General features: G+C 65.7%; 23 protein-coding genes. 15 read left to right on the top strand and 8 right to left on the bottom strand.

What is annotated here, in order from left to right; genetic code table 11:
- Positions 1-97: 97 nt before the first annotated feature.
- Positions 98-913: a GNAT family N-acetyltransferase gene (locus ACPEES_RS01280; RefSeq protein WP_435100135.1), complete on the bottom strand. Its 816-nt coding sequence runs from the start codon at positions 911-913 to the stop codon at positions 98-100.
- 259 nt (positions 914-1,172) lie between these two features.
- Here ACPEES_RS01280 and ACPEES_RS01275 point away from each other — a divergent pair, with 259 nt between their 5' ends.
- From ACPEES_RS01275 to proX, 7 genes are all read left to right on the top strand, one after another.
- Complete coding sequence (locus ACPEES_RS01275) at positions 1,173-2,618, top strand: TrkH family potassium uptake protein (RefSeq protein WP_435100132.1); 1,446 nt, start codon at positions 1,173-1,175, stop codon at positions 2,616-2,618.
- A gap of 189 nt (positions 2,619-2,807) precedes the next feature.
- Positions 2,808-3,692, top strand: a complete 885-nt coding sequence (ttcA, locus tag ACPEES_RS01270) for a tRNA 2-thiocytidine(32) synthetase TtcA (RefSeq protein WP_435100129.1) — start codon at positions 2,808-2,810, stop codon at positions 3,690-3,692.
- Positions 3,693-3,786: 94 nt separating this feature from the next.
- Positions 3,787-5,226, top strand: a complete 1,440-nt coding sequence (locus ACPEES_RS01265) for a sensor domain-containing diguanylate cyclase (protein ID WP_435100126.1) — start codon at positions 3,787-3,789, stop codon at positions 5,224-5,226.
- 197 nt (positions 5,227-5,423) lie between these two features.
- A complete protein-coding gene (locus tag ACPEES_RS01260; protein ID WP_435100123.1) occupies positions 5,424-5,786 on the top strand; it encodes an SPW repeat protein in 363 nt (120 codons plus the stop codon).
- Positions 5,787-6,242: 456 nt separating this feature from the next.
- Positions 6,243-7,511, top strand: coding sequence for a quaternary amine ABC transporter ATP-binding protein (locus ACPEES_RS01255; protein WP_435100120.1), 1,269 nt, complete (start codon positions 6,243-6,245; stop codon positions 7,509-7,511).
- A complete protein-coding gene (locus ACPEES_RS01250; protein WP_435100117.1) occupies positions 7,508-8,446 on the top strand; it encodes an ABC transporter permease in 939 nt (312 codons plus the stop codon). Before ACPEES_RS01255 ends, ACPEES_RS01250 begins: the two co-directional genes overlap by 4 nt.
- Before the next feature lie 88 nt (positions 8,447-8,534).
- Positions 8,535-9,584 (top strand): glycine betaine/L-proline ABC transporter substrate-binding protein ProX, encoded by a 1,050-nt coding sequence (proX, locus tag ACPEES_RS01245; protein WP_435100114.1) that lies wholly within the window; start codon positions 8,535-8,537, stop codon positions 9,582-9,584.
- Between the two features lie 106 nt (positions 9,585-9,690).
- On the opposite strand, the gene ACPEES_RS01240 is transcribed toward proX, so the two are convergent.
- Entirely contained in the window at positions 9,691-10,101 is a 411-nt protein-coding gene (locus ACPEES_RS01240) for an acyl-CoA thioesterase (protein WP_435100111.1), read from the bottom strand.
- 123 nt (positions 10,102-10,224) lie between these two features.
- Between ACPEES_RS01240 and ACPEES_RS01235 the strand changes: the two genes are divergently transcribed.
- Complete coding sequence (locus ACPEES_RS01235; RefSeq protein WP_435100109.1) at positions 10,225-10,890, top strand: retropepsin-like aspartic protease family protein; 666 nt, start codon at positions 10,225-10,227, stop codon at positions 10,888-10,890.
- Positions 10,891-10,915: 25 nt separating this feature from the next.
- On the opposite strand, the gene ispA is transcribed toward ACPEES_RS01235, so the two are convergent.
- Positions 10,916-11,800: a (2E,6E)-farnesyl diphosphate synthase gene (gene ispA, locus ACPEES_RS01230; protein ID WP_435100106.1), complete on the bottom strand. Its 885-nt coding sequence runs from the start codon at positions 11,798-11,800 to the stop codon at positions 10,916-10,918.
- Positions 11,790-12,053 carry an exodeoxyribonuclease VII small subunit gene (locus ACPEES_RS01225; protein WP_435100103.1) on the bottom strand — a complete coding sequence of 88 codons (264 nt, stop codon included), beginning with the start codon at positions 12,051-12,053 and terminating at the stop codon, positions 11,790-11,792. Before ACPEES_RS01225 ends, ispA begins: the two co-directional genes overlap by 11 nt.
- Positions 12,054-12,167: 114 nt before the next feature.
- Here ACPEES_RS01225 and parE point away from each other — a divergent pair, with 114 nt between their 5' ends.
- The 3 genes from parE (at position 12,168) to htpX (ending at position 17,592) form a co-directional block, all read left to right on the top strand.
- On the top strand, positions 12,168-14,060 hold the full coding sequence (parE, locus tag ACPEES_RS01220; RefSeq protein WP_435100100.1) for a DNA topoisomerase IV subunit B: 1,893 nt from the start codon (positions 12,168-12,170) through the stop codon (positions 14,058-14,060).
- A gap of 232 nt (positions 14,061-14,292) precedes the next feature.
- Entirely contained in the window at positions 14,293-16,542 is a 2,250-nt protein-coding gene (gene parC / locus ACPEES_RS01215) for a DNA topoisomerase IV subunit A (RefSeq protein ID WP_435100097.1), read from the top strand.
- Between the two features lie 162 nt (positions 16,543-16,704).
- Positions 16,705-17,592 (top strand): protease HtpX, encoded by an 888-nt coding sequence (gene htpX, locus ACPEES_RS01210; RefSeq protein WP_435100094.1) that lies wholly within the window; start codon positions 16,705-16,707, stop codon positions 17,590-17,592.
- A gap of 36 nt (positions 17,593-17,628) precedes the next feature.
- Here the strand turns inward: htpX and ACPEES_RS01205 are convergent, their stop codons facing one another.
- Both ACPEES_RS01205 and epmB read right to left on the bottom strand, forming a co-directional pair.
- Positions 17,629-19,704 carry an EAL domain-containing response regulator gene (locus ACPEES_RS01205; protein WP_435100091.1) on the bottom strand — a complete coding sequence of 692 codons (2,076 nt, stop codon included), beginning with the start codon at positions 19,702-19,704 and terminating at the stop codon, positions 17,629-17,631.
- A 75-nt stretch (positions 19,705-19,779) separates the two neighbouring features.
- Positions 19,780-20,847 (bottom strand): EF-P beta-lysylation protein EpmB, encoded by a 1,068-nt coding sequence (gene epmB, locus ACPEES_RS01200; RefSeq protein WP_435100088.1) that lies wholly within the window; start codon positions 20,845-20,847, stop codon positions 19,780-19,782.
- 122 nt (positions 20,848-20,969) lie between these two features.
- On the opposite strand from epmB, the gene efp reads away from it, so the two are divergent.
- Positions 20,970-21,539 carry an elongation factor P gene (gene efp, locus ACPEES_RS01195; RefSeq protein WP_435100085.1) on the top strand — a complete coding sequence of 190 codons (570 nt, stop codon included), beginning with the start codon at positions 20,970-20,972 and terminating at the stop codon, positions 21,537-21,539.
- 14 nt (positions 21,540-21,553) lie between these two features.
- Positions 21,554-22,522 (top strand): EF-P lysine aminoacylase EpmA, encoded by a 969-nt coding sequence (gene epmA / locus ACPEES_RS01190; protein WP_435100082.1) that lies wholly within the window; start codon positions 21,554-21,556, stop codon positions 22,520-22,522.
- Between the two features lie 55 nt (positions 22,523-22,577).
- Here epmA and asd read toward each other — a convergent pair whose 3' ends face one another.
- The gene (gene asd, locus ACPEES_RS01185) at positions 22,578-23,465 is read right to left on the bottom strand and encodes an archaetidylserine decarboxylase (RefSeq protein WP_435100079.1); all 888 of its coding nucleotides are present in this window, start codon (positions 23,463-23,465) and stop codon (positions 22,578-22,580) included.
- A 127-nt stretch (positions 23,466-23,592) separates the two neighbouring features.
- Between asd and prmB the strand changes: the two genes are divergently transcribed.
- Together prmB and aroC are read left to right on the top strand one after the other, a co-directional pair.
- The gene (prmB, locus tag ACPEES_RS01180; RefSeq protein ID WP_435100076.1) at positions 23,593-24,513 is read left to right on the top strand and encodes a 50S ribosomal protein L3 N(5)-glutamine methyltransferase; all 921 of its coding nucleotides are present in this window, start codon (positions 23,593-23,595) and stop codon (positions 24,511-24,513) included.
- Between the two features lie 59 nt (positions 24,514-24,572).
- Positions 24,573-25,664 (top strand): chorismate synthase, encoded by a 1,092-nt coding sequence (aroC, locus tag ACPEES_RS01175; protein WP_435100073.1) that lies wholly within the window; start codon positions 24,573-24,575, stop codon positions 25,662-25,664.
- Between the two features lie 242 nt (positions 25,665-25,906).
- Here aroC and ACPEES_RS01170 read toward each other — a convergent pair whose 3' ends face one another.
- A complete protein-coding gene (locus ACPEES_RS01170; RefSeq protein ID WP_435100070.1) occupies positions 25,907-26,809 on the bottom strand; it encodes a LysR family transcriptional regulator in 903 nt (300 codons plus the stop codon).
- Positions 26,810-26,911 lie beyond the last annotated feature (102 nt).

Raw genomic sequence — 26,911 nt, 5'->3', positions numbered from 1 at the left:
GGTTGGTTGAGCGTGCGAATTCTACATCAAGCAGGCGCGTTTACGGGTGAGGTCATGGCGGGCCGCGACGTCGCTGCGCCGTCGTCGGCGGCCACGCTCATGAGCGCGTGTGCAACGCCGGTTCAGCGTTGGCGCCGCGCGGTATGGCGGTGGCGTCCACGCGCAGGAAATGGCGCACGTAGCGCGCCGACAGCGAACGCGTGTCCACCAGGATGAACACGTCGGCGACGCGGAACTCCGGGTCCCAGCAGGGTTCGCCGCACACCTGGGCCCCGAGGGCGAGATAGGTCCGCAACAGCGCCGGCATGCGCACCGAGCCGGTGAGGTGGCGGACATTCGCGGGCAAGGGGGTGCGGGGCTGCACGCGAAGTCCGTCAGGCGTCATGTGCCGCCGTCGCAACCGCTGCATGATCGCAGCCGCCTCGGCGCCGCCGTCGGTGGCGGGGATGCTGGCGCAGCCGATGAGGTAGTCGTACGCTTCTTCGACGATGTGGCGGGCCAGCCCGGACCAGAGTGCGGCGATGGTCGCGCCGCCACGATAGCCGGGGGCCACGCAGGTACGGCCGAGCTCCATGAGCCGTCCGGGCAGCCGCCTGATCGCGTGCATGTGGAATTCGCTTTCCGAATAGAAGCCGCCTGCGGTTGCGGCGGTTTCACCGTCGAGTATCCGGCTGCACGCGACCACCTCGGCGCTTTGGGTGTCGCGCACGAGCAGGTGACGGCAGAACGCATCGTAGGTATCGCATTCGTGGCCGGGTTGCTCCGTGTGAACGGTGGCGCCGAGCTCTTCGGCGAAGACGTGGTAGCGTAGCCGCTGTGCCTCGGCCACGGCGGCACGCGTGCTGGCCATCTCCACCGCGAACCGCGGGGTCGCGGCGACTTCCGGATCGTTGCCTGGCATCGTCTCGGGCATTCCCTGCGTACTCGGCTGCTGTTTCCCGCAGGGTGGCGGCGGCAGATGGCAGGGTCATGGCACAGGGGTTACCGACGCTTTACCGAGCACCGCGGGGCTGGTCGGCGCGGGTGGATTCATGTGCCGCTAAGACCCATAATGCCGCGCCATGTCCGGGCGATCCGGTAACATGCCATCGATTGTCGCTTTACTCTCATGAAGCAGCACTGGCGCGTACGGGCGGGGTGATCGGCGCAATGGCGAAGCGTGTTGTGAGCGTATGAAATGGGCCGTGATCCAACGCCTCATCGGCTTGCTGCTGATGCTCTTCAGCGTGACGGCATTGCCGCCGGTGGTGGTATCGCTGCTCACGGACGACGGTCAGGCCGGGGTGTTCGGGGCTACCTTCGCGCTGACGCTCGCCACGGGTCTGGCGCTATGGATGCCGGTGCGGAACTTCCAGGGGGAACTGCGTACGCGCGACGGCTTTCTGGTCGTGGCACTGTTCTGGACCGTGCTCGGGCTGTTCGGTGCGGTGCCCTTCATGCTCGGCCCGCATCTCGACCTCACCGACGCCGTGTTCGAGGCGGTTTCCGGGTTCACCACGACCGGTGCCACCGTGATCATCGGCCTGGACGGGCTTCCACCCTCGGTGCTCTATCACCGTCAGCAGCTGCAGTGGCTCGGCGGACTCGGCGTCATCGTTCTCGCCGTGGCGATCATTCCGATGCTCGGCGTCGGTGGCATGCAGCTCTATCGCGCCGAGACGCCGGGCCCCATGAAGGACGACAAACTGACACCGCGCATCATGCATACGGCGCGGACGCTGTGGTATGTCTATCTGGGGCTGACCGTCGTCTGCGCCGTCGCCTACTGGTGGACGGGAATGACGGTCTTCGACGCGATCGCGCACTCCTTCAGCACGATCGCCACCGGGGGGTATTCTCCCCACGATGCCAGCCTGGGCTACTACGACAGCTTCGCCGTGGAGACGGTGGCCAACGTGTTCATGCTGCTCGGCGGGGTGAACTTCGCGATGCACTTTCTCGTCTGGCGGGGGCGGGATCCACGGTACTACTGGCGGGATACGGAAACGCGCGCCTATCTCGTGCTGATCGTGGCTTTTGCCGCCCTCATCGCCGCCACACTCTGGCTGACCGGTGCTTACACCAGCGCTGGTGAGTCGATGCGGGATGCGGTGTTCCACGTGATTTCCATCATCACCACCACCGGTTACACCACCGCGGGCTTCGCCCAATGGCCCCTTTACATTCCGCTGTTGATCGCCGCCATCGGGTTCATCGGCGGCTGCGCCGGCTCGACGGCCGGCGGGATGAAGGTCGTGCGCATTGTGCTGCTGTACAAGCAGGGCGTGCACGAGTCGTTCCTGTTGATCCATCCGCGCGCGAAGATGCCGGTGAAACTGGGGAACAAGCCGGTGCCGGAGAGCGTGATGAACTCCGTGTGGGGCTTCTATACGCTCTACGTGTTGTCGTCGCTGGTGCTCACGGCGCTGATGATGGCCGCCGGCCTCGATCTGGAGAGCGCCTTCGGCGCGGTAATGGCGACGATCAACCTGGTGGGGCCCGGGCTGGGGACGGTGGCGAGTAACTTCGCGGACGTGCCGGAGTTCGTGAAATGGCTCGCGGTCTTCGCGATGCTGCTCGGCCGGCTGGAAGTGTTCACGCTGCTGGTGCTGTTCACGCCGGCGTTCTGGCGGCATTAGTCTCCCGGATCAACAAGGTCGCGCACGTCCGGTCCTGGCGAGAATTGCGGCACGTGGCAGCACGGCGATCCTTCTGATCGTGAGAACGGCGCGGTGTTACACTTCGGCCTGCTGAACCGGAAGTGCGTCGCATTGTCGAGGCACAGGGTCTCGTAACCGCCTTACTGCACCGGCGATCGAACGATGGGCATGAACCTCAAGACTCTCGAGAAGCGCCTGACTTATCTCACCGGCAACGCCATCCGCGATTACACCATGATCGAGGAGGGTGACCGCGTGATGGTGTGCCTCTCCGGCGGCAAGGATTCCTACACGCTGCTGGAGGTGTTGCGTTTGCTCCAGCAGCGTGCGCCGGTACGCTTCGAGCTGGTGGCGGTGAACCTCGACCAGAAGCAGCCCGGTTTCCCGGAGCACGTTCTGCCCGAGTATCTCGATGGGCTGGGGGTGCAGTACCGTATCCTGGAGCGGGATACCTACAGCACGGTCAAGCGTGTGATTCCCGAGGGCAAGACGATGTGCAGCCTGTGCTCGCGGCTGCGTCGCGGTATTCTCTACGGTGCCGCGGAGGAGATGGGCATTACCAAGATCGCCCTTGGCCATCATCGTGATGACATCCTCGAAACGCTCTTTCTGAACCTGTTCTACGGCGGCCGTTTGTCGACCATGCCGCCGAAGCTGCGCAGCAATGACGGCCGTCACGTGGTGATCCGGCCACTCGCCTACGTGCCGGAAACGTATACCGAGCGCTACAGTGAGCTGAAGGCGTTTCCCATTATCCCGTGCAATCTCTGCGGCTCCCAGACCAATCTCAAGCGTCAGAAGATCAAGGAAATGCTCCGGGCCTGGCAGGCGGAAGACCCCAAGCGGCTGACCAATATCTTCCGTGCGCTACAGAACGTACAGCCGTCCCATCTCGCCGATGCCGATCTGTTCGACTTCCGTGCCCTGGCCGCCGACGCCGCGACGACCGGTGAGCGCGAAGGCGCAATGGATCCGCTCGATGCCGTGGAAACCGGCGCTGACGAGGCGATAGACCCGAGTGCGGCGTTGCCGGGGTTCCCGGCCCTGTCGTGATGCTGGACGCATTCGCCGTGGGGCACCTGCGGCGGGGGGAGGAACCGCGGCGCACTCGCGATAGGTCGCAGCCCGAACAACGGATAACCAATACGTGCAGCGCAAGAAGCTCTATTTCGCGGTCGCTCTGGCGGTTCTGTTGAGCGTTGGATTCGTCGCGACCAGCGCGATCAGCTACTTCGTCGCGCACGATTCCCTGACCGATCAGATCGCCGAGCAGACGCTGCCGCTGACCAGTGACAACATCTACTCGGAGATTCAGCGCGATCTGGTCCGCTCCACGCTGATCGCCTCGCTGATGGCGCACGACACGTTCGTACGTGACTGGACCCTGGATGGCGAGAAAGATCCCCGGCGCATGACCCGCTACCTCGCCGCGATCCAGGAACGCTACGACACGATTACGGCGTTCTTCGTCTCCGACCGGACGCGCCGCTATTATCACCCCACGGGGGTCATCAAGACAGTCGATCCGGACGATCCGGCTGATGCCTGGTATTTCCGGGTCCGGGAGATGAATGCGCCCTACGAGATCAATATCGACAGCGATACCGCCGATCGCACCCGGGTGAGCATTTTCATCAATCACCGGCTCACCGACGACGACGGCGACTATCTCGGTGCCATCGGTATCGGGTTATCGGTCAACGCTGTGGCACGGCTCATCGAGACTTACGAAGAGCGTTACGGGCGACAGGTGTATTTCGTCGACCGACAGGGCGGCGTCACGCTGCACGGCGAAAGCTTCACCGGCGCCGAACGCCTCCACGACCGGGCCGGCCTCGGGCGATTCGCCACCCGCATTCTCGCCAACCCGAGTACGTCGCTGAGCTATACACGGCCGGACGGAGCGCTGGTGTATGTGAACAGCCGCCTGGTTCCAGAGTTCGACTGGTACCTCATTGTCGAGCAGTCCGAGACCCCGGGCGAGGCCCGTCTGTGGTACACGTTCCTGTTCAATACGCTGTTGGCACTGGGGGTGACCGTACTGGTGCTCACCGTGGCGCATTTCACGGTCCGCGGCTATCAGCGTGGCCTGGAGGAGATGGCGACGCGGGATCGGCTCACCGGCGCGGCGAACCGTCAGGTCTTCGACATCCTGTTCGAGCAACTGGTCAAACAGGTGCGGCGTCAGAACGGAGCCGTGTCCGTGGTGAGCGTCGATATCGACCATTTCAAGACGATCAATGACACCTATGGCCATCAGGGCGGGGACGTGGTCATCCGGGCGGTGGCCACGGTGCTTCACCAGAGCGTGCGCGAATCCGATGTCGTGTGCCGCTGGGGCGGCGAGGAGTTCCTGGTGGTGCTTGGCGAGTGTTCGCGGGAGCAGGCCGTCGAGCGCGCCGAGGCCATGCGTGAGGCCGTTCGGCACAAGGCGATCCGGTTCGGTCGCGAGGATATCCACGTGAGCATCAGCGTGGGTGTCACCGAGCTCGGTGAGCAGGAAACGCTGCCGACGGTACTGCATCGCGTCGATACTGCGCTGTACCGTTCGAAGGCGCAGGGGCGTGATTGCGTCAACGCCGCCTGAGGGGGCGGGTGTGCTTCGGGGGGGGCGGTCCCGGGCGCTTGCTTCCGAGGAATCACGATGTGATTGGATCGTGTTTCGTAGCTATTTGATTTTGCGCCAGTAAGCCCTATATTTACTAACAGGGAACGTAACTGACAATCCGGGCCTCCAGGAACGCTCATCGACCAAATGCCGAGGCATCGGCTAGGAGGTGGCGTATGGCTACGTTGCGTGAGCGTTGGCGTGACTGGTTGATGTTGCTGTTCGGTCTCTGGATGATCGTATCGCCGTTCGTGCTCGGTTCGACCGCGATCGGCGGCGCGGTAGTCTGGAATCCGGTCATAATCGGTATTGCCGTTGCAGTGTTCGCGGCAGCCGTGCTGGCGCGCCCGTACATGTGGGAGGAATGGGTCAATCTGGTGCTCGGTGTGTGGTTGATCCTCGCGCCTTTCGTGCTCGGTTTCGCCGGGATGGCGATGGCGGCGACCTGGAACCACATCATCTTCGGTGTATTGATCGGCGCGGATGCCATCTGGTCGCTGATGGAGATGCGTCAGCATGGCCATGGCGAGGCCACCTGAACACGCAATCCAACCCTCAATCTCACCGCCACGCCGGTGAGCCGGAAAAGGGGGCCTTCGGGCCCCCTTTCTCATGGATGCCCGCCCGCCGATGATGGGCTGCCTTTCGCTTTCTCGAACAACGAGTTACGAGGACGCGACGAGGAGTTCGCAGGCGAATCGGCTGGACCTCTTGGTAATTGACGACAACACTTGTGGGTAGATATCAGCTGTCTCCACGGGGGGCAGAATGATCGTCAGCAGACCCCGAGTGCGAGCGCGGTGGCGGGCGTCGGTACTGCTTGGCCGCGCGCACGAGTCACTGGCCGCCCTAGGGTGTGCCAGGTCGCCGGATGCACTGGTACCGCACTGCCGATTACTCGGCAGTCCGGGGTGCACAGCTCTCCCCATGGACATGCAAAGCGCTTCGGGAATCGCTTTGCGCTGCTCTTGTCCGGCAACAGCGGATCCACCGCCATGACCAGCAAGATTGCCGTCCGCGGCCTTTACAAGTTCTTCGGTGACGATCTCGACGCCGCGTACGAGCTACTCGATCAGGGATACACGAAAGAGCGGATATTCGAGGAAACCGGCGTAACCGTCGGTGTCAACGACGTTTCCTTCGATGTCGCCGAGGGGGAGATCTTCGTCGTCATGGGGCTGTCCGGTTCCGGCAAGTCGACGCTGATCCGAATGCTGAATCGCTTGATCGAGCCCACCGCGGGTGAGGTGACAGTAGCCGGGCAGGAGATCACCCAAATGTCCCGCCAGGAGCTCATGGCGCTGCGGCGCGACCGGATGAGCATGGTTTTCCAGCACTTCGCCCTGTTGCCACATCGCACCGTGGCGGAGAACGCCGCATTCGGATTGAAGCTGCGTGGTGTGGGACGTGACGAGCGGCGCGAGCGCGCGTTGAAGGTTCTGGCCCAGGTGGGGTTGCGCGAGTGGGCGGATTCGCTGCCCCAGCAGCTCAGTGGCGGCATGCAGCAACGCGTCGGTCTTTCCCGGGCGCTGGCGGCCGACACCGATATCCTCCTTATGGACGAACCGTTCAGCGCCCTCGATCCACTGATTCGCCGGGATATGCAGGACGAGCTGCTCACCCTGCAGCGCTCCATGCACAAGACGATCGTGTTCATCACCCATGACCTCAACGAGGCGCTGATCCTCGGCGACCGGATTGCGATCATGCGTGCCGGTGTATTCGTTCAGACCGGCACCCCGGAGGAGATCGTCGCGACGCCGGCGGATGACTACGTCGCCGCATTCACCCGCGATGTGGATCGCAGCCGGGTATTCACCGCTTCCAAGCTCATGCGCTGGCGCGAGCCGCTTGTGCTCGAGCGGGATTCGCTGGATACCGCATCGGAGAGGCTGCGTGAGTACGGTGCCAATGCCGTCCACGTCGTCGACACCCAGGGAGTGCCGATAGGGCTGGTGCGCGCGGAAGCGCTCCGGGATCAACACGCCGAGGACGCTCTCGACGAGGTCATGGTGGTCGAGTTTCCCCGATGCCGGCCGGATGACCATCTCCACGAGGTCTACGAGCTGTGTGCCCGCGGTTTGCCGATTGCCGTCATCGATGCGGATGACCGGCTGTGTGGGGTGCTCGATCCGCTGGATGTGTTCGCCCAGCTCGCCGGTGGCGACGACGGTTCGGAAGCCGGCGGTAGCGCCGCCGCCGGAACCGACGCGGCCGCTGAGTCCGAACCGGCCGATGCGCGCGCGGGAGGTGGCGAGTCATGAAACCGTCGGATTGGGTGACGATTCCCCTCGACGTCTGGGTCGAGGACTTCATCAAGGGCTGGCTGGTACCCAATTTCCGGGGCTTTTTCCAGGCGCTCCAGTGGCCCGTGGCGCGGGTCATGGACAATCTGGAGACGTTCCTGCTGGCTGTGCCGTTTCCGGTGTTCGTGATCGTCGTGTGCCTGTTCGCCTGGTGGGCGGCGGGGCGCGGTGTCGCGATTTTCTCGCTTATCGGACTGGTCGCCATCGACCTCATCGGCGCCTGGTCGGAAACCATGACCACCCTGGCCATGATCCTCACGGCGGTGATCTTCTGCACCATCGTGGGGGTGCCGGTGGGGATCGTCGCCGCGAAGAGCGACCGCTTCGCGTCGGTTCTCCGCCCGGTTCTCGACATCATGCAGACGATCCCGCCGTTCGTGTACCTGGTGCCCATCGTGATGCTTTTCGGGGTCGGGCTGGTTCCCGGTGTGATCGCGACCATTATCTTCGCGCTGCCGCCGATCATCCGCTTGACGAATCTCGGGATCCGTCAGGTCCAGGCGGAGATGGTGGAGGCGGGCTACGCCTTCGGCGCCAGCTCCTGGCAGGTGCTCTGGGAGATCCAGGTGCCACTGGCGCTGCGCACCATCATGGCCGGCCTCAACCAGACGTTGATGCTGTCGCTGTCCATGGTGGTGATCGCCGCCCTGATCGGCGCCGGCGGCCTTGGTCTGACGGTCTATACCGGGCTCGGGCGGCTCGACGTGGGGGCGGCGACGGTGGGCGGCGTGGGCATCGTGCTGCTCGCGATCATTCTCGACCGAATCACACAGGCGCTGGGTGATCCGCACGCGGAACGGCCGGGACCCCGACGCCTGCTCGAAGTGCTCATGCGCTGGGATCACGGACACCGGCAACAAGGCGGGGAGGAAAGCGGACAACGAGGCTCCTAGGGGAAGGAGGGCGCGGCGCTATCGGCGCGCCGCCCTTTCCGCGGAGATGCAGTCTGTCGTAAGGCAGAGGAAGGTGACGGAGGTGACCATGTTGGATACCGCACGCAAACACATAAGTGGTGTCGTCTGGTCCGTGCTGGCCGTGGCCTTGCTGGCGTTCAGCGGCGGCGTGACCCTGGCGCAGGAGCTGCCAGGCGAGGGCAAGACCGTCAGGATGGCTCGTGCCACATGGGATACCGGCTGGTTCCAGACGGAGGTCTACACGCAGGCACTCGAGGCGCTGGGGTATCGGGTCGATCGCCCCATCACCCTCGACAACCCGCCCTTCTACCAGTCCGTCGGCCAGGGCGACGTGGACCTCTGGGTCAATGGCTGGTTCCCGTTGCACAACACGTATCGGGAGGCGTTCGAGCCCGGTGCCACGATCGTTGGCTACGTGGCCGAGGGTGGTGCGCTGCAGGGGTATCTGATCGACAAGAAGACCCAGCAGGAGTACGGCATCACCAACCTGGAGGACTTCAAGAAACCCGAGGTCAAGGAGCTGTTCGACACGGACGGCAACGGCAAGGCGGACCTCGTGGCCTGCCCGCCGGGATGGGGCTGCGAGAAGGTCATCTCGCATCATCTCGACGCCTATGAGCTGCGAGATCACATCGACCCCATCAAGGCCGGCTACGCTGCCTCCATGGCAGACGCATTGGGCCGCTACGAGCAGGGTGATCCCATCTTCTTCTATACCTGGACGCCGAACTGGACCGTGGGTCTGCTCAAGCCCGGCGAGGACGTGATGTGGCTCGAAGTGCCGCGGCCCGACCTGCCGCCGGATCAGAAGGAGCTGGAAGACGCCACCACGCTGTCTGGTGTCAATGGCTGTGTGGACGACCCCTGCGAGATGGGCTGGCCGGCCAACGACATCCGGCCGGTGGCCAACAAGGCGTTCCTGGAGGACAATCCGGCGGTTCGGAGCCTGCTGGAGAACATGCGTATTCCAATCGAGGACATATTCGCCCAGAACGCGCTCATGAACGAGGGTGAGGACAGCGCGGCTGATCTGGAGCGGCACGCCAAGGAGTGGATCGAGGACAACCAGGAGCAGTTCGACGAGTGGATTGCCCAGGCCAAGGAAGCGGCGATGTGAGCGAGTCCGCGACGCGGGGCCGTGGGGCTCCGCGTCGCGTCACGGTGATTCGTGGCGCGCGCGCTGCCAGATGGCAGCGGCCGGCGCGGGCCCACCTTGCCGGCATTTATTCCAGTTGCGCGCCGGCACGGGCGAGGCGCTCGCGTATTTCCCCCTCGATGGGCACGACCGTGGCGGCACCGCCGTCGAAGATCACGAAGGTGACGTCGGCCTCGGCGACCAGCACGCCGTCACTTCGCACCACGCGTTGATGCAGTACCCCGCTGCGCTCTCCCAGCGTTTTCAACGTGACGTCGACCAGGAGCTCGTCGTCCATGCCTGCCGGGCGGCGGAAGTCGATATCGATGTTGGCGATTACGAAGGCGAGGTTGCGCGCCTGCCACCAGTCGAAATCGAGATGCTCGCGCAGTTGATCCCAGCGTGCCTCTTCCAGAAACTCCAGATAGCGGGCATTGTTCACGTGTCCGTAGAGATCGAGATGAAAACCGCGTACGCGAATGCGGGTGGGGTCGGCCATGGGATGGGCGCCTCCTGCCGTGCGCTCGAAGGAATCAGTGGAGGGTGACTCATTCGTCATGATGATGTCCACATGGCAATCAGTGCGATGGATCGCACGGGCACGCAACCGGGGGAATGCACAATGAGCGGCGATGCTGTTGCACGCTGGGGGCGTGCGCTGGCGATGCTCTCCATGCTCGCGTTTGCGGTCACCGCCCTGGCGACGCCTCGGATCGTCGTTCTCGCCGTGTTTCCGGGCAAGGTGATGCTGGAGGTCGACGGCGAGCGCACGGTGCTCGCGGAGGGGGAAACCGGTCCGGCCGGGGTGCGACTGGTGAAGGCCAGTAGCGATCAGGCGGTCGTCGAGGTCGATGGCGAACGCCGTCGCCTGGGTGTCAACCGGATGGTGGGGGGCGAGTATGCGCCCACTACCAGGCGCCAGGCGCGCATTGCCCCGGGGGCGCGGGGCAGTTACCACACGGCGGGCCGTATCAACGGTCACGGGGTGCGATTCCTGGTGGATACCGGGGCGGATCTGGTCGCCATCGACGCCGGGCTCGCCCGACGTCTGGGAATCGATTATCGCAGCGATGGTGTGCGCATGCGGGTGAGTACCGCCGGTGGCGCGACACGCGGCTGGCGTGTGCAGTTGGCGCGGGTGCGTGTGGGCGAGGTGGTGGTGCGTAACGTGCCGGCGCTGGTGCTCGAGGGCGGCGTTCTACGGCAGCCGCTGCTGGGCATGTCGTTCCTTGGCCGCGTGAGCCTGCGGCATGACGGGCGGGTGCTCGTCATCGAACAGCGCCCCTAGTGAACGCCCGCCTATATTCGGGGCACTAATGGTCGCGCTCCACGATATACCGGGCCACTTCACGCAGCCCCTGGGCACGGTCGCCGAGGGGCTCGATGCTCGCCAGTGCATCTTCGCAGAGCTTGCTGGCGAAGGCACGGGTCTCGGCGACGCCCAGGAGCGCCGGATAAGTCGGCTTGTGCAGGCGCGCATCCGCGCCGCTGGGCTTGCCGGTGACGGCTTCGTCCCCGTCGACGTCGAGGACGTCGTCCTGGACCTGGAAAGCGAGGCCGATGCACTTGGCAAAGTGATCCAGCCGTTCCAGCGCGTCCGCCGTGGCATCGGGTGCGCACAGGGCACCGAGCCGGACGCTGGCGCGAATGAGGGCGCCGGTCTTGTGGATGTGCATGTCCTCGAGCTCGGCTTCGGTGAGCTGATGACCGACAGCCGCGAGGTCCATCGCCTGGCCGCCGCACATGCCCCGGGAGCCGGCCGCTACCGCCAGCGTTTCCACCATCGCGACCCGGGTTTCGGCGGGCACGGCGGTTGCACGGGCGAGTAGTCGGAACGCGAGGGACTGCAGCGCGTCACCGACGAGAATGGCCGTGGCTTCGTCGTAGGCCCGGTGACAGGTGGGTCGGCCGCGGCGCAGCGCGTCGTCGTCCATCGCCGGGAGGTCATCGTGAACCAGGGAATAGCAATGGATGCACTCCACTGCGCAGGCAGCCTCGTCCAGCGCGGCACGTTGCCCATCCAGGGCCTCGCCGCTGAGATAGACGAGCAGCGGACGCAGGCGCTTGCCCCCCCCGAGCACGGCGTAGCGCATGGCCTCGTGCAGGCGCGCTGGATGGATGGTCGCAGGCGGCAGGCGTCCATCCAGGGCGTGTTCCACCCGTTCCTTGGCTTCGGCGATACGCTTGTCAATGCTCATCCGTGTCCGCCTCGTCGAAGGGGGCGAGAGTGGCGTCCTCATCCTCGCCGAGCAGAATCTCGACCTTCTGCTCGGCATCGGTCAGGGCCTTCTGGCAGGCGCGGGTGAGACCCACGCCACGTTCGAAAGCCTTCAGGGATTCCTCGAGGCTGAGATCGCCGCGTTCCATTCGCACCACGAGTTCTTCGAGCTCCCCGAGCGCCGCCTCGAAGTCGAAGCCACCGTCGTTGCCGTTCTCGTTCTCTTCGGCCATCGGTCCATGTGCAGGTTTTGATGAATTCCCGGCAAGTGTAACGCACCGCGCCATGCGGTCGCTCGGTGCGTTACACTGCCGCCGCACTCGCAAGCCGAGGGATGACTGAGACGCATGGCCACGACTTACGACGCCGCTTCCATCGAGGTGCTCACCGGGCTGGACCCCGTACGCCGCCGCCCGGGAATGTATACCGACACCAGCCGGCCGAATCATCTCGCCCAGGAGGTCATCGACAACAGCGTCGACGAAGCCATCGGCGGGCATGCGAAGGAGATAGCGGTCACCCTTTATCGCGACGGCTCCCTCGCGGTGCGCGACGACGGCCGCGGCATGCCCGTCGATGTGCATCCTCAGCAGGGGCTGCCGGGGGTCGAGGTGATCCTGAGCAAGCTGCATGCCGGTGGCAAGTTCTCGTCCAAGAGCTATCAGTTCTCCGGCGGCCTTCATGGTGTCGGGGTGTCGGTGGTTAACGCCCTGTCACGCCGTCTGGAAGTCTCCATCCGCCGTGACGGCAAGCAGTACCGCATGGTCTTCGCTGACGGCGAGAAGGTCGAGGACCTGCACGTCACCGGCGAGGTGGGGCGCCGCAATACCGGCACGCAGCTGCACTTCTGGCCGGACGCCCGCTACTTCGACTCGGCGAAGTTCTCGGTACCGCGGCTCAAGCACGTTCTGCGTGCCAAGGCAGTCCTGTGCCCGGGCGTCACCGTTCGCTTCGAGGACGAGGCGAGCGGGGAGTCGGTGGTCTGGTACTACGAGGACGGGCTGACCGATTACCTCAAGGGCGCGCTGCAGGATGTCGAGTTCGTTCCCAATCCGCCCTTCGTGGGGCGCATGACCGCGGAACACGAGGCCGCGGAATGGGCGGTGACCTGGCTGCCCGACGACGGCGAGGCGGTTCAGGAGAGCTACGTCAACCTCATCCCCACCACACTCGGTGGCACCCATGTGAACGGGCTGCGCACCGGGCTGACCGAGGCCATCCGGGAGTTCTGCGAGTTCCGGAACCTCCTGCCGCGCGGCGTGCGCATCGCGCCGGAGGATATCTTCGAGCGCATCGCCTTCGTGCTGTCCGTGAAGCTGGAAGATCCCCAGTTCTCCGGCCAGACCAAGGAGCGGCTGTCTTCCCGGGAATGCGCCACGTTCGTCAGCGGCGTCGTCAAGGATGCCTTCAGCCTCTGGCTCAATCAGCACGTGGAGGCGGCCGAGGCGATCGTGGAACTGGTCATCGCCAACGCCCAGCGCCGCCAACGCGCGGCGAAGAAGGTCACCCGCAAGAAAGTCACCTCGGGGCCGGCGCTGCCCGGCAAGCTCGCGGATTGCACGGCACAGGATCTCGAGCGCACCGAGCTGTTCCTGGTCGAGGGCGATTCCGCCGGCGGCTCGGCGAAGCAGGCCCGCGACCGCGAGCACCAGGCGGTGATGCCGCTGCGGGGCAAGATCCTCAACACCTGGGAGGTGGACCCGGCGGAGGTCATGGGCTCTCAGGAGGTACACGACATCGCCGTGGCCCTGGGCATCGAGCCGGGGTCGGACGATCTTTCGCGGCTTCGCTACGGCAAGGTCTGCGTCCTCGCCGACGCGGATCCGGACGGTGCGCACATCGCGACGCTGTTGTGCGCGCTGTTTCTCAAGCACTTTCCCGCGCTCGTGCGCGCTAGGCACGTTTTCATGGCGATGCCGCCGCTCTATCGCGTCGACGTGGGCAAGGAGACCTACTATGCGTTGGACGAGTCCGAGCGCCAGGGCGTGCTCGACCGCATCGCCGCCGAGAAGAAGAAGGGCAAGGTCAGCGTGACCCGGTTCAAGGGCCTCGGCGAGATGAACCCGATGCAACTCCGCGAGACTACCATGGCGCCGGATACCAGACGCCTGGTCCAGCTCACCGTGGATTCGCCGGAGGAGACCGAGAAGCTCATGAACATGCTCCTCGGCAAGCGTGCCGCCGCCGCCCGCCGGCAGTGGCTGGAGAGCAAGGGGGACCTGGCGGAAGCGCTCGTATGAGCGCTGCCTTCGGGCCGTTCCGTGCGCCGATGGTTCGGCGTTGCTCGCCGCTTGTGTAGCCCGGCTACACGGCGCGCCTCGCGCCTTGCCCCATCGGCGCACGGCGCGGCTGACGCATGACAATACCTCTGAGAAGATCAGTAACGTTCAAAGTTCAAAGCGATGCGCCGTGTGAGTGGGGAGGCAGGGCCTTTCAGCTTTCCACTTTGAACGTCGAATCTGGAACGTCCGTATGACAGACACCACGACCGCCTATTCCGATTTCGAGACCCGCCCGCTTCGGGACTTCACCGAAAAGGCGTACCTGGACTATTCCATGTACGTCATCCTCGACCGTGCGCTGCCGCATATCGGCGATGGCATGAAGCCGGTGCAGCGGCGCATCGTCTACGCTATGTCCGAGCTCGGGCTGTCGGCGGCGGCCAAGTACAAGAAGTCCGCGCGGACCGTGGGCGACGTGCTCGGCAAGTTCCACCCTCACGGGGATTCGGCCTGCTACGAAGCCATGGTGCTCATGGCGCAGTCGTTCTCCTATCGCTACCCGCTGATCGACGGGCAGGGGAACTGGGGCTCGGCGGACGATCCCAAGTCCTTCGCAGCGATGCGCTACACCGAGGCGCGTCTGGCCCCCTACGCCCAGCTGTTGCTCGCCGAGCTCGGTCAGGGAACGGTGGACTGGCAGCCTAACTTCGACGGCACCATGGAAGAGCCGGTAGTGCTGCCGGCGCGGGTGCCCAACGTGCTGCTCAATGGCGGAACCGGCATCGCCGTGGGCATGGCCACCGACATTCCACCGCACAACCTGTGCGAGGTGACCGAGGCCTGCATCCATCTGCTGGACAATCCGGATGCGACCGTTGCCGAGCTCTGCGAGTACATCCAGGGGCCGGACATGCCCACGGAAGCGGAGCTTGTCACGCCCCGCGCGGATATCCGCAAGCTCTACGAGACCGGCTCCGGCGGGCTGCGGATGCGCGCGCGGTGGGAGCGCGACGGTCGCGACATCGTCGTTACGGCGTTGCCCTACCAGGTCTCGGGCAGCAAGGTGCTGGAGCAGATCGCTGCGCAGATGCAGGCGAAGAAGCTGCCCATGGTGGAGGACCTGCGTGACGAGTCCGACCACGAGAACCCCACGCGGCTGGTGATCACGCCACGGTCGAACCGCGTGGACGCCACCGAGCTCATGCAGCACGTGTTCGCGACCACCGATCTGGAGAAGACTTACCGGGTCAACCTCAACGTCATCGGTCTCGACGGACGACCGCGGGTGCGCAATCTGCGCGAGATCCTGAGCGAGTGGCTGACCTTCCGTCGACAGACGGTCACGCGACGGCTGCGCTGGCGCCTCGACAGGGTCGAGGCACGCCTGCATCTGCTCGAGGGCTACCTCATCGCCTACCTCAATATCGACGAGGTAATCGCGATCATCCGCAGTGAGGACGAACCCAAGCCGGTCCTCATGGAACGCTTCGGGCTTACCGAGCGTCAGGCGGAGGCCATCCTGGAGCTTCGCCTGCGCCATCTCGCACGCCTGGAGGAAATGAAGATTCGCGGCGAGCAGTCGGACCTGGAACAGGAACGCGACGAACTGCAGGCGACGCTGGGCTCGGAGCGAAAGCTCACCGACCTGATTCAGGGGGAACTACGCGAGGACGCTGACAAGTACGGCGACGAGCGCCGTTCGCCGCTGGTCGAGCGCGAGAGTGCGCGGGCACTCTCGGAGACCGATCTCGTGCCGAGCGAGCCGGTTACGATCGTGCTCTCCCAGAAGGGCTGGGTGCGGGCGGCGAAGGGGCACGACGTGGATGCCGAGCGGCTCAGCTACAAGGCGGGGGACCACTTCCGCGATGCCGCGGCCGGCCGGACCAATCAGCTCGCCGCCTTCATCGATTCCACCGGGCGCAGCTATTCCCTGCCCGCCCATACACTGCCATCGGCGCGCGGTCAGGGTGAGCCATTGACCGGACGGCTGAGTCCGCCTTCCGGAGCACGGTTCGAGTTCGTGCTGGCCGGCGAGTCACCGACACAGCTCGTGCTGGCGACGGATCATGGCTACGGTTTCGTGACGGAGCTATCCAACCTGTATGCCAAGAACCGTTCCGGCAAGGCGCTGCTGACCGTGCCCCAGGGGGCGCGCGTGCTGAAGCCCACGCCAGTGCAGGATCCGGATACCGATCGACTGCTCGCGGTGACCAACGCGGGGCGCTTGCTCATCTTTCCGCTCAGTGAGTTACCGGCACTTGCCAAGGGCAAGGGCAACAAGATCATCGATATCCCCAAGGCGCGGCTCAACGCGGGGGACGAGCGCTTGGCGGCGGTGCTGGTCGTCCCCGAGGGACGGGACGTGGTGCTGCAGGCCGGCAAGCGCACCCTCAACCTCCGCGCCGCGGATCTCGCCGGTTACGAAGGGGCGCGCGCGCGGCGCGGCGGTCTGCTGCCCCGGGGGTTCCAGCGCGTGGACGGGGTACGCCTGGCCGAATGACGGCCGCGGTCGTGCGCGGTGGGTCATGGGCGTCTGGAAACACCGTGTGACCGCCCCTATTTCGTTGACGGGGGAGACCGTCGCGGATCGGGTGGCGGTGGTGTTGCCCGTTGGCGTTCCGGTATCGGAACCGGGGGTTGGTCACACAGAGGTGATCGGTCTATGAAACGCATCGGGTTGTTTCTGGCCACCAACCTTGCGGTGTTGGTGCTGCTCGGTGTGGTGCTCAGCGTATTGCAGCCGTGGCTGCTGCAGCAGGGCATATATCTCAACACGCCGGTGCTGCTGGTGCTGGCCGCCGTCTTCGGCATGGGCGGGGCGTTCGTCTCGCTGGCGATCTCGAAGTGGATGGCCAAGCGCTTCATGGGGGTGGTGGTTATCACCCAACCGCGCAATGCGGCTGAGCAGTGGCTGGTGGAGACCGTCCGCAGGCACGCCCGGCAGGCGGGCATCGGGATGCCGGAGGTCGGTGTCTACGATTCGCCGCAAATGAACGCGTTTGCCACCGGCATGCGCCGCGACGATGCCCTGGTGGCAGTGAGCACGGGGCTGTTGCGGCGGATGACGCGCGAGGAGGCCGACGCCGTGCTCGGCCACGAGGTTACCCACGTGGCCAACGGCGACATGGTGACGCTCGCCCTCGTCCAGGGCGTACTCAATACGTTCGTGATCGTGCTCTCGCGGCTCGTGGGACAGGTCGTCGATCGCGTGGTATTCCGCAACGAGCGGGGTTACGGCCCAGGGTTCTGGGTCGCGATGATCGTCGCCGAAATCCTGTTCGGCATTCTCGCCTCGGTCATCGTAATGTGGTTCTCGCGTCAGCGCGAGTTCCGAGCGGATGCCGGGGGGGCACGGCTCGCCGGCCGCGGTGCCATGATCGCGGCCCTGCAGCGGTTGCAGGCGGGCCACGAGCCGGCGGATATGCCGGATCAGCTGGAGGCGTTCGGCATCAACGGCCGCAAGGACCAGGGCTGGCGGCGGTGGTTCATGTCCCATCCGCCGATCGAGGAGCGCATCCGCGCGCTCTCCGAGGGACGTTACCAGCCCTGAGAGCGTGGCAGCCAGCCGTCCGCTGCCACGCGCCCCTCAGATGACCATGCCGGTGAAGTCGTAATCCATGGTGGGCAGCGGCTCCTGCAGGAAGCTTCCCTGAACCAGGTCGATCTGGTGCTGCCAGAGAACGGCGAGCTGGGTTGCTTCCTCGAGACCGTCGGCGATCACCTGGCGATTGCTCTCGTGGGCATTGCCGACGATTTCGCGCGTGCGCTCGCTGCTTTCCCCTGAGCTCGCCAGCCCCTCGACCAGGTCGCCGTCCAGTCGAAGGTAATCCACGGGAACTTCGCTGAGCAGGCGGAACGAGTCCAGCCCGCTGCCGAAGCTGCTCAGGCAGGTGCTTCCGCCGAGTCCGCGCATGCCCTCCGCGAGCGCACGGGCCTGGTTTAGCTGGGTGACCGCCACTGGCTCGGAGAACTGCAGCACAAGCTGGCTGCCATGCACTCCGCAGTCGGCGAGCTGCTGGCGAACGAACGTGATCAGCTCCTCGTCGGCCAGGCTGGCGGACGACACCGTGATGAACAGCACCGGGCGTGCGTCGCCGGATGCGGACAAAGCCCGCAGCCCCTGGTGGATCAGGTAGCGGTCCAGATCCGGTGCGAGCCGGGCGGCGTCCGCCCGGGCACGCAGGGTGTCGCCGTCGACGCGGCCGTGGTCATCCTCGAGCTCGAAGCTCAGCTCGTACCGGGCGGTACCGCTGTCGTGGAGGGCGACCACGGGCTGGTAGAAGCAGCGAATGGCCTGATCGGCCATCGCGTCCTCGATGCGCGGCGTCCAGTCGCCACCACTGTCACTGCCTTCGTCCTCGGTGCCCGCGTGCAGGTGGACGCGGTTGCCGCCTTCGGCGGTCGCCTGTTCCGCGGCGGTTGCGGCGACGTTCATCGCCTGCTCCGCCGTGCCCATATTGTCGCCCACCACCACGACACCGATGCTGGCGCTCTTGGTGATCGTACGCTCGCCGAGCTCGCTGATATGCGTCTCGATCGCCTGTCGGATCGACTCGGCGGAGGCCAGGGCGTCGTGGACACTGGCGTCGCGCAGCCAAACCGCGAACAGCGTATCGCCATAGCGCGCGGCCACGGCCTCGTCGCCGACGTTCTCGCGCAGCAGGTCGGCGGTATCGGCGACCACCTGATCCACCGCGCTGATACCCAGGTTGTGCTGGATGGTCTCGACATTGTCCAGCCGCAGGTAAAGCAGCCCGTGCTGCGCGCCATTTTCGTTCGACCGATCACTGGTCAGCGTCTGGTCGACGTGCTCGAGGAAGTGGTTGCGGTTGTACAGACCGGTGAGCATATCCTGCCGCGAGAGGTGCTGGAGGCGCTCGGCAAGGGCGGCCTCGTCATTCTCGCGTATGACGATCTGGGTGGCGCGCTCGCCGTCCCAGCTGCCTTCAGCGAGGGTCAGGCGCACGTCCTGCTCATCGCCGCTTTCGGTGCGAATACGCGTTTCCAGCTCCGCTTCGCTGGCATCGCCGCGGGTGTACTGGCGGAAGAAGTCGCGGAAGTTCGCCTGTTCGTCGGGCGCGATCAGGTCGAGCAGCGGCAGCCCCTCGATATCCTCGAGCTGCGCCACCTCGAAGCGTTCGAGATAGGCGTGGTTGGCATAGATGTGCATGCCTTCATGCACGTAGGCGATGGCGTCACGCGAGCTCTCGAGCAGTGTCTGGCAGCGGCGCTCGGTTTCTTTCAGGGCCGCTTCCAGGCGGCGCTGACTGCGGCGTGCCGCGAGCGTGGCCCGCTCGCGCTCGATCACGCGGAGGAAATGCTCGGTATCCGCCTTGGATACGAGGTCCGCCGCGCCCATACCCATGACCTCGGAGCGCAATTCCGGGTCGTCCTCGTCGGTGAGTACCAGCAGGGCGAGATAGTGGCCGGACTGGTTGACTGTCCGAACCGCTGTCTCCAGCGGCAGCCCCCCGAGTCCGGGAGCGCATAGCAGAATGTCCTGAGGCCGTCCGTGCAGCGCTTCCTCGAGCTGCTCGGCATCCTCGACGCGGGTGGGGCGCACCGCGTGTCCGGCGTTGCGCAGGACGCTGACCAGCTGCTCGGCGTCGTTGAGGGATTCTTCTGCGATTAGGAGCCGGAGAGTGCGGTCGCTGTCTGGCATAAGTGCTCGTTTCCCGTCGCCGTCAATCCATTGTGCGCCCGGCCGGGCGAGTTCGGTCGCTCATCATGTGCCGCGTCAAGGTGCTGACGCAACGTCGTCGTTGGCATTTTCCGGTGCCCGATCCCAGGTGAGCCACGTTTTCGCCGGTCGGCCGGGCAATTCCCGCACGAGGCGCGGGACGAGATAGCCGGGCAGGCGGGCGGCGATGGCGCGCATGAGTTCGCCGGCCTCGTCGTCGCCGACGTCGAAGTGGGCTGCCCCGGCCACCGGGTCGAGCACGTGGAGGTAGTAGGGCAGCACGTCGATGTCGAACAGTCGCTCCGACAGTGCCGTGAGTGTGTCCGCGTCGTCATTGACGCCACGCAGCAGGACGGCCTGGTTGAGCACGTGCACCCCGTGCCGGCGCAGGCGCGTTACCGCCTCCGCGGCCGCCGTATCCAGCTCTCGCGGATGGTTGGCGTGGAGCACCATCACCGGTTTCAGGCGGCCACCGGCGAACCACGCCAGCATGGCGTCATCGACGCGCTCCGGCAGAACGACAGGCAGGCGGCTGTGGATACGCAGGCGGCGCACGTGGGCAATCTCGTCCAGGCTTTCGGCGAGGCTGCCCAGCCGGCGGTCGCTCAGGGTGAGCGGATCCCCGCCGCTCAAGATCACCTCCTCGATGTCGGGGTGTTCGCCGATGTAGGCGAGAGCATCCCGCCATTCCCGCGGCGCGGCCTGGGCATCGCTGTACGGGAAGTGGCGACGGAAGCAGTAGCGGCAGTTGATTGCACAGGCACCGGTGGCTACCAGCAGAACGCGTCCGTGGTACTTGTGCAGCACGCCGCCGGGGTGGAGAACGTCGCGGTCGCCCACCGGATCGTCGTGAAAACCGGGGGTAGGGCGCTCTTCGGCGGCCAGGGGCAATACCTGCCGCAACAGTGGGTCGTCCGGGTCACCGGCACCCATGCGGGCGACATGACCTCGCGGCACGCGCAACGGGAAAAGCGCGGCGGCGCGGCGGGCGGCGGGAAGCCAGGAGGCATCGAGCCCTACGGCGGCGAGCAGCTCCGCCGGGTCGCGGATCGCGTCTGCGAGCTCACGCTGCCAGGCGGGCGTTCCCGCGCCGGAGCTTGCGGTGGTTTCGTACACGGTGGCCATGTTCTATCGTCGGGCGTTTTCCGTTAGCATTCGCGGCGTTCGCGACGGACGCGATGGTAGCGTATCCGTCGGCAATACACACCGGCGGCGCGGATCAGACCGCGCGATTTTCGGGGACCACAATGGCGACGTACACCACCAACCAGTTCAAGTCCGGACTCAAGATCATGCTCGACGGCGAGCCCTACGCCATCGTCGACAACGAGTTCGTCAAGCCCGGCAAGGGCCAGGCCTTCAACCGCGTGAAGGTGCGCAACCTCAAGACCGGCAAGGTCATCGACCGGACGTTCAAGTCGGGAGACAGTGTCGAGGCCGCCGACGTCCTCGAGACGGAGATGCAGTATCTCTACAACGATGGCGAGTTCTGGTACTTCATGGATCAGGAGACCTTCGAGCAGCAGGCGGCCAGCGAGGCGGCGGTGGGCGACGCAGCCCGATGGCTCAAGGAGCAGGACGTGTGCAACGTCACGCTGTACAACGGGTCGCCGCTGTCCGTCGAGCCGCCGCCGCACGTGAATCTCAAGGTCGTGCAGACCGATCCGGGCCTGCGTGGGGACACCTCCAGCGGCGGCAGCAAGCCCGCCACGCTGGAAACCGGCGCCGTGGTGCAGGTACCGCTGTTCATCGAAGAGGGCGAGACCCTCAAGGTGGATACCCGCAGTGGTAGCTACATCTCCCGCGCCAAGGACTGAGATCCGTTACCGGTATGGGTGACGACTGGCGCCCGACGGCCTCGATCGACTGCCTGGCGCGCCGGGCGGCCCTGTTGCGGGTCGTCCGGCGCTTTTTCGAGGAACGTGATGTCTGCGAGGTCGAGACGCCGGTCATGGCGGCCGCCGGCGTTACCGACGTCAACCTCGAGGGGCTGTCGGTTGCCTACACGGCTCCGGGAGGGCCGACGGACGGCCGGCTGTGGCTGCAGACGTCACCCGAATATGCGATGAAGCGTCTGCTCGCTGCCGGCATGGGGGCGATCTACCAGATCTCGCGGGCGTTTCGCGCCGGTGAGCGTGGCCGCCTCCACAATCCCGAGTTCAGCCTGCTCGAATGGTACCGGCCCGGGTTCGATCACCAGGCGCTGATGGCCGAGATCGCGGATCTCGTCGTCGCGGTGCTGCCGGCGAGGCCGGTGGAGAGACGCACCTACCGGCAAGTGTTCCAGGCGTGTCTCGCGGTGGATCCCCTCACCGTGGGCGACAACGAGCTGCGGGCACTGGCGGCGCGGCACGGCAACGGCCTGGACGTATCGGGCCTGGACCGGGATGCGCTGCTGGACGTGCTCATGAGCCACGCCGTGTCCCCGGGGCTCGGGCGTGAGGCCTTCACCTTCGTCACGCATTTTCCCGCGAGCCAGGCCGCACTCGCGCGGCTCAGCCCGGACGATCCCCGCGTCGCCGAGCGCTTCGAGCTCTTCATCGACGGTATCGAGATCGCCAACGGTTTCCACGAGCTCACCGACGCGGCGGAGCAGCGCGCCCGTTTCGAGGCGGACCGCGCCCGGCGTGCAGCCGCGGGGCTGGCGCAGCCGTCAGTGGATGAGCGCCTGCTCGGTGCGCTGCAGGCGGGACTGCCGCCATGCGCCGGGGTCGCCCTCGGGCTCGACCGGCTGTTCATGCTGGCGCTTGGTGCCGAGCGCATCGACGAAGTGATCGCATTTCCCGTCGAGCGCGCGTAGGGGGGCGGGCCGCGCGCCTGTCGCTGGCAGCGCGGCGGGAGTCACTTGAAACGCGCTACTCGATACCTTGCAACCACGCACCCACCTTTTGCCCGAGCCGTACCGTGTCTCCGGGGCCGAGCGCTTCGGCCCACCTCACCGCGCCCCTCGGATACACGAGGATCACCGTCGAGCCCATGTTGAATCGCCCCATTTCATCGCCCTGCCTGAGGTCCCGGCTGTCGTCGTGGTAGTCCCAGGCGCGAACCCGCCGTCCGGCCGGCGGCGTGACCACGCCGTGCCACACCGTCTCGATGCTGGCAACGCACATCGCGCCCACCATGATGACCGCGAACGGCTCGCTCGGCCCCTGGAACAGGCTCACGACTCGCTCGTTGCGGGCGAACAGTCGTGGCACGGTGCGCACGGTGTGTGGGGCGACGCTGAACAGCCGGCCCGGCACGTGGATCATGCGTTCGAGTCGGCCGGCACCGGGCATGTGGACGCGGTGGTAGTCCCGCGGCGAAAGGTAGACCGTCAGGAAACTGCCGTCGCGGAACCGCTCGGTGAGCGCCGGGTCGCCCCCAAGTAACGCCTGCAGGCTGAAACGCTGCCCCTTGGCCTGAATGAGCTGCCCGGCCTCGATACGGCCCAGCGCGCTCACGGTGCCGTCCACGGGCGAGGCCAGGGCCGTCGGGTCGTCAGGGAGGGGGCGGGTGCCGTCGCGCAGCGACCGGGTGAAGAAGCTGTTGAAATCGGGCCAGTCCGCGGCGTCCCGGTCTTCGGCCTCGTCCAGGTTGACGTCGTACGCCCGGATGAACGTGCGTATGAGCGTGTTCTTCCACAGCGGGTTACGCCACCGTGTGGCGTGGCCGACCAGGCGGGATATGCCGTGATGTGGAAGCGGATAGAGCGCCAGGGACTTGAGGCGTTCCATCAGTGGTGGGGTGTGGAGCTGGTCCATGGTCGTTCCGTGGCCGTGATGCGAGAACGACGGCATTATGTCGGCAAGCGCCGGTGAGCGGAAGCCCCGCGGCGGACACGTGCGCTTCGGTGGGGTACCATGTCGCGCTCGCGACGAGGAGCCAGCCATGAGCGATCCGGCCACGGTGCCGAAGGAACTCGAGAGCATTGCCGACTTCATTCGCTGGGCGGCGAGCCGCTTCGCGGCGGCCGGGGTGCATTTCGGTCACGGGACCGACAATGCCATCGACGAGGCCGCGGCGCTGGTCCTGCATGCATTGCATCTGCCACCGGACCTTCACGACGCCTACTTTCCGTGCCGGCTGACCGCCGACGAGAAGGCGGCAATCGCGGCACGGGTTCGCCGGCGCGTGGAGGAGCGTCTTCCGCTCGCATACATCACCCATGAGGGGTGGTTCCTGGGGCTGCCTTTCTATGTGGATGAGCGGGTGCTGGTGCCGCGGTCGCCGGTGGCCGAGCTGATCGAGACCGGGTTCGAGCCCTGGCTCGATCCCGAGGCGGTGGAGCGCGTGGCGGATATCGGTACCGGCAGCGGCTGCATCGCGATCGGGTGTGCCCTCGCATTCCCGGGAGCGGAAGTGGATGCGCTCGATCTCTCGGAGGATGCGCTCGCGGTCGCACGGATCAACGTGGACCGTCATGGCGTCGATGACCGTGTCCGTCCGCTGCGCTCGGATCTGCTCGCCGGTGTCTCGGGAGACCGCCGGTACGATCTGATCGTGGCCAATCCGCCTTACGTGGATGCCGAGGCGATGGCCGATCTGCCCGAGGAGTATCGGCACGAGCCGCGCACGGGGCTTGCCGGCGGAGAGGACGGGCTGGATTTCGTCCATCCGTTGTTGCGTCAGGCCGCCGAAAGGCTTACCGAGCACGGTATCCTGGTTTGCGAGGTGGGCCATAGCTGGCCCGCGATGGAGGCCGCCTATCCCGATCTGGCGTTGACCTGGCTCGAGTTCGAGCGGGGCGGCGAGGGCGTCTTCCTGGTGGAAGCGGCCGAGCTGCAGCGCCGGTTCGCGGTACATGACTGAGGCGTCCGCTGCCGAGCGGGTCGGTTCTCTACATCCTTAACTCGAAGCGTTCACACAAAATGTCCGGTAATACCTTCGGCAAGCTCTTCACGGTCACTACATTCGGCGAGTCCCACGGCCCGGCGTTGGGCGCTGTCGTGGATGGATGCCCGCCCGGGTTGGCACTCGACGAGTCGGATCTTCAGCGTGATCTGGACCGGCGCCGGCCGGGTACTTCGCGCCACACCTCCCAGCGTCGCGAGCCCGACCAGGTGCGTATACTCTCGGGGGTTTTCGAGGGGGTTACCACGGGCACGCCCATCGGGCTGTTGATCGAGAACGCGGATCAGCGCTCGAAGGACTATTCGAAGATCAAGGACAGCTTCCGGCCCGGTCACGCGGATTACACCTACCACCACAAGTACGGCATCCGCGATTATCGCGGCGGCGGCCGCTCCTCGGCGCGCGAGACCGCAATGCGCGTCGCCGCGGGCGCCATTGCCAAGAAATTCCTGAGCGAGACCCTGGGGGTGAGGGTTCGCGGTTATCTCAGCCAGCTGGGTCCCTTCGAGCTCGCGCTGGAGGACTGGGCGGCAGTGGATGCCAACCCATTCTTCTGTGCTCAGCCCGCTCGCCTGCCGGAGCTCGAGGCGTACATGGATCAGTTGCGTCGCGACGGCGACTCCGTGGGTGCGTCGGTGACGGTCATGGCGGAGGGCGTGCCGGTGGGGCTGGGCGAACCGGTGTTCGACCGGTTGGATGCGGAACTGGCCCACGGGCTGATGAGCATCAATGCGGTGAAAGGGGTCGAGTTCGGTGCCGGTTTCGCGAGCGTTCCCCAGAAGGGCAGTGAGCATCGCGACGAGATCACCCGCGAGGGCTTTCTCTCGAACAACGCCGGGGGGGTGCTCGGCGGCATCTCCACCGGGCAGTCCATCGTCGCGCGCATCGCCCTCAAGCCGACATCGAGCATCCGTGTGCCGGGGCGCTCGATCAATGTGCGCGGTGAACCCGACGAGGTGGTCACCACCGGCCGCCACGACCCCTGCGTGGGCGTTCGGGCGACGCCCATCGCCGAAGCGATGATGGCACTTACGCTCATGGACCACTACCTGCGCCATCGCGCGCAGAATGCGGACGTCTCCACGGATACGCCGATCGTGCCTGGCTGAAGGTGCAGGCTGCATTTGCGTCCGCACGTGAGTGTGAGCGCGATTTTCCCGCGATACCGGGGTTGCTTCGACGTTGGCGGATAGACCGTGTGGGGCGGGCGTTGGCGAGACACGCTATGAATACGTCCCTGTACGCTCGACTGCCGCCAACGCCCGCCCCACACTGCCTGCAAGCCATTGGGGTAACGGCCGCGCTGCACTCGCGCCCTATCGTCTTTCCACCTTCCTCTTTGTGGCTGTAATTAATTCTCTCTTCCCTGAGTTGCTACGTTCGACCTTCTCACCACCTCCAACCGCTCGATCATCGCCCGGGCGGCGTTCGATAGCGTGCGGCTGCGATGGTAGAGGTAGCCGAGTGGGCGGCGAATGGGCGTGTGGCCGACGGGGAGGACGCACAGCTCGCCGTCGATCAGCGTCTCCGGAAGCACGCTCCAGCCCAGGCCGATGGAGGCCATCATCTTGAGCGTTTCCAGGTAGTTGGTGGACAGGCCGACGTTGATCTCCAGCCCCGCTTGAGCAAAACGCTCGGTGACGATGCCGCGGGTGAATGTCATGTGACCCGGCATCACGGCCTCGTGGTGAGTGAGATCTTCCAGCGCGAGGGCTTCGGCACCGGCGAGCGGGTGCTCGCGAGCGCAAACGAAGCGCAGGTGGTCCACCCATACGGGGACGACGGTCAGTGCCGGGTCGGGTTGCGGCGCCAGGGTGACCACGGCGAGCTCCAGGGCGCCATCGAGCACCGCCTGATAGGCCTGCTCGGAGTCGAGAAAGCGCATGTCGAGGCGCACATCCGGATAGTCGCGGGTATAGCCCTTGAGCACCGGTGGCAACCGGTGAAGCCCCACGTGGTGGCTAGTACCCAACGTGAGACTACCGCGTACGTCGCGGTTGAGGTTGGCCAGTGCTCGCTGAGTGTCGTCCACCAGGACGAGCACCTCGCGCGCCTTCGGCAGCAATGTGCGGCCCGCTTCGGTCAGGGTGACGCGGCGGCCGATACGGTCGAACAGCCGGGTGCCGGTCTGCGTCTCCAGGTTGGCGATGCGTTTGCTCACGGCGGGCTGCGTCAGTTCCAGGGCCTCGGCAGCCAGGGAGAACGAGCTGTGCTCGGCGACCGTGAGGAAGGCACGGAGGCTCTGGGTGTCCATCGGGATTCCTTTTAGGAATGCAAACAATAAATAAGATGAATTGATTTTATTGAGTTCGCCCGCCTACACTCAAGCCCGAACTACCCGCAGCGATGCCGGGTG

Origin of the sequence: Arhodomonas sp. AD133, from assembly GCF_051195215.1 — a bacterium.
Lineage (GTDB): Bacteria > Pseudomonadota > Gammaproteobacteria > Nitrococcales > Nitrococcaceae > Arhodomonas.
This window is presented reverse-complemented; position numbering and strand designations above follow the sequence as displayed.

Bases quoted from the DNA above. Each gene is read 5' to 3' on its own strand.
- ACPEES_RS01280 (WP_435100135.1), bottom strand. From the start codon at position 913: ATGCCCGAGACGATGCCAGGCAACGATCCGGAAGTCGCCGCGACCCCG.
- ACPEES_RS01275 (WP_435100132.1), top strand. From the start codon at position 1,173: ATGAAATGGGCCGTGATCCAACGCCTCATCGGCTTGCTGCTGATGCTC.
- ttcA (WP_435100129.1), top strand. From the start codon at position 2,808: ATGAACCTCAAGACTCTCGAGAAGCGCCTGACTTATCTCACCGGCAAC.
- ACPEES_RS01260 (WP_435100123.1), top strand. From the start codon at position 5,424: ATGGCTACGTTGCGTGAGCGTTGGCGTGACTGGTTGATGTTGCTGTTC.
- ACPEES_RS01255 (WP_435100120.1), top strand. From the start codon at position 6,243: ATGACCAGCAAGATTGCCGTCCGCGGCCTTTACAAGTTCTTCGGTGAC.
- ACPEES_RS01250 (WP_435100117.1), top strand. From the start codon at position 7,508: ATGAAACCGTCGGATTGGGTGACGATTCCCCTCGACGTCTGGGTCGAG.
- proX (WP_435100114.1), top strand. From the start codon at position 8,535: ATGTTGGATACCGCACGCAAACACATAAGTGGTGTCGTCTGGTCCGTG.
- ACPEES_RS01240 (WP_435100111.1), bottom strand. From the start codon at position 10,101: ATGGCCGACCCCACCCGCATTCGCGTACGCGGTTTTCATCTCGATCTC.
- ACPEES_RS01235 (WP_435100109.1), top strand. From the start codon at position 10,225: ATGAGCGGCGATGCTGTTGCACGCTGGGGGCGTGCGCTGGCGATGCTC.
- ispA (WP_435100106.1), bottom strand. From the start codon at position 11,800: ATGAGCATTGACAAGCGTATCGCCGAAGCCAAGGAACGGGTGGAACAC.
- ACPEES_RS01225 (WP_435100103.1), bottom strand. From the start codon at position 12,053: ATGGCCGAAGAGAACGAGAACGGCAACGACGGTGGCTTCGACTTCGAG.
- parE (WP_435100100.1), top strand. From the start codon at position 12,168: ATGGCCACGACTTACGACGCCGCTTCCATCGAGGTGCTCACCGGGCTG.
- parC (WP_435100097.1), top strand. From the start codon at position 14,293: ATGACAGACACCACGACCGCCTATTCCGATTTCGAGACCCGCCCGCTT.
- htpX (WP_435100094.1), top strand. From the start codon at position 16,705: ATGAAACGCATCGGGTTGTTTCTGGCCACCAACCTTGCGGTGTTGGTG.
- ACPEES_RS01205 (WP_435100091.1), bottom strand. From the start codon at position 19,704: ATGCCAGACAGCGACCGCACTCTCCGGCTCCTAATCGCAGAAGAATCC.
- epmB (WP_435100088.1), bottom strand. From the start codon at position 20,847: ATGGCCACCGTGTACGAAACCACCGCAAGCTCCGGCGCGGGAACGCCC.
- efp (WP_435100085.1), top strand. From the start codon at position 20,970: ATGGCGACGTACACCACCAACCAGTTCAAGTCCGGACTCAAGATCATG.
- epmA (WP_435100082.1), top strand. From the start codon at position 21,554: ATGGGTGACGACTGGCGCCCGACGGCCTCGATCGACTGCCTGGCGCGC.
- asd (WP_435100079.1), bottom strand. From the start codon at position 23,465: ATGGACCAGCTCCACACCCCACCACTGATGGAACGCCTCAAGTCCCTG.
- prmB (WP_435100076.1), top strand. From the start codon at position 23,593: ATGAGCGATCCGGCCACGGTGCCGAAGGAACTCGAGAGCATTGCCGAC.
- aroC (WP_435100073.1), top strand. From the start codon at position 24,573: ATGTCCGGTAATACCTTCGGCAAGCTCTTCACGGTCACTACATTCGGC.
- ACPEES_RS01170 (WP_435100070.1), bottom strand. From the start codon at position 26,809: ATGGACACCCAGAGCCTCCGTGCCTTCCTCACGGTCGCCGAGCACAGC.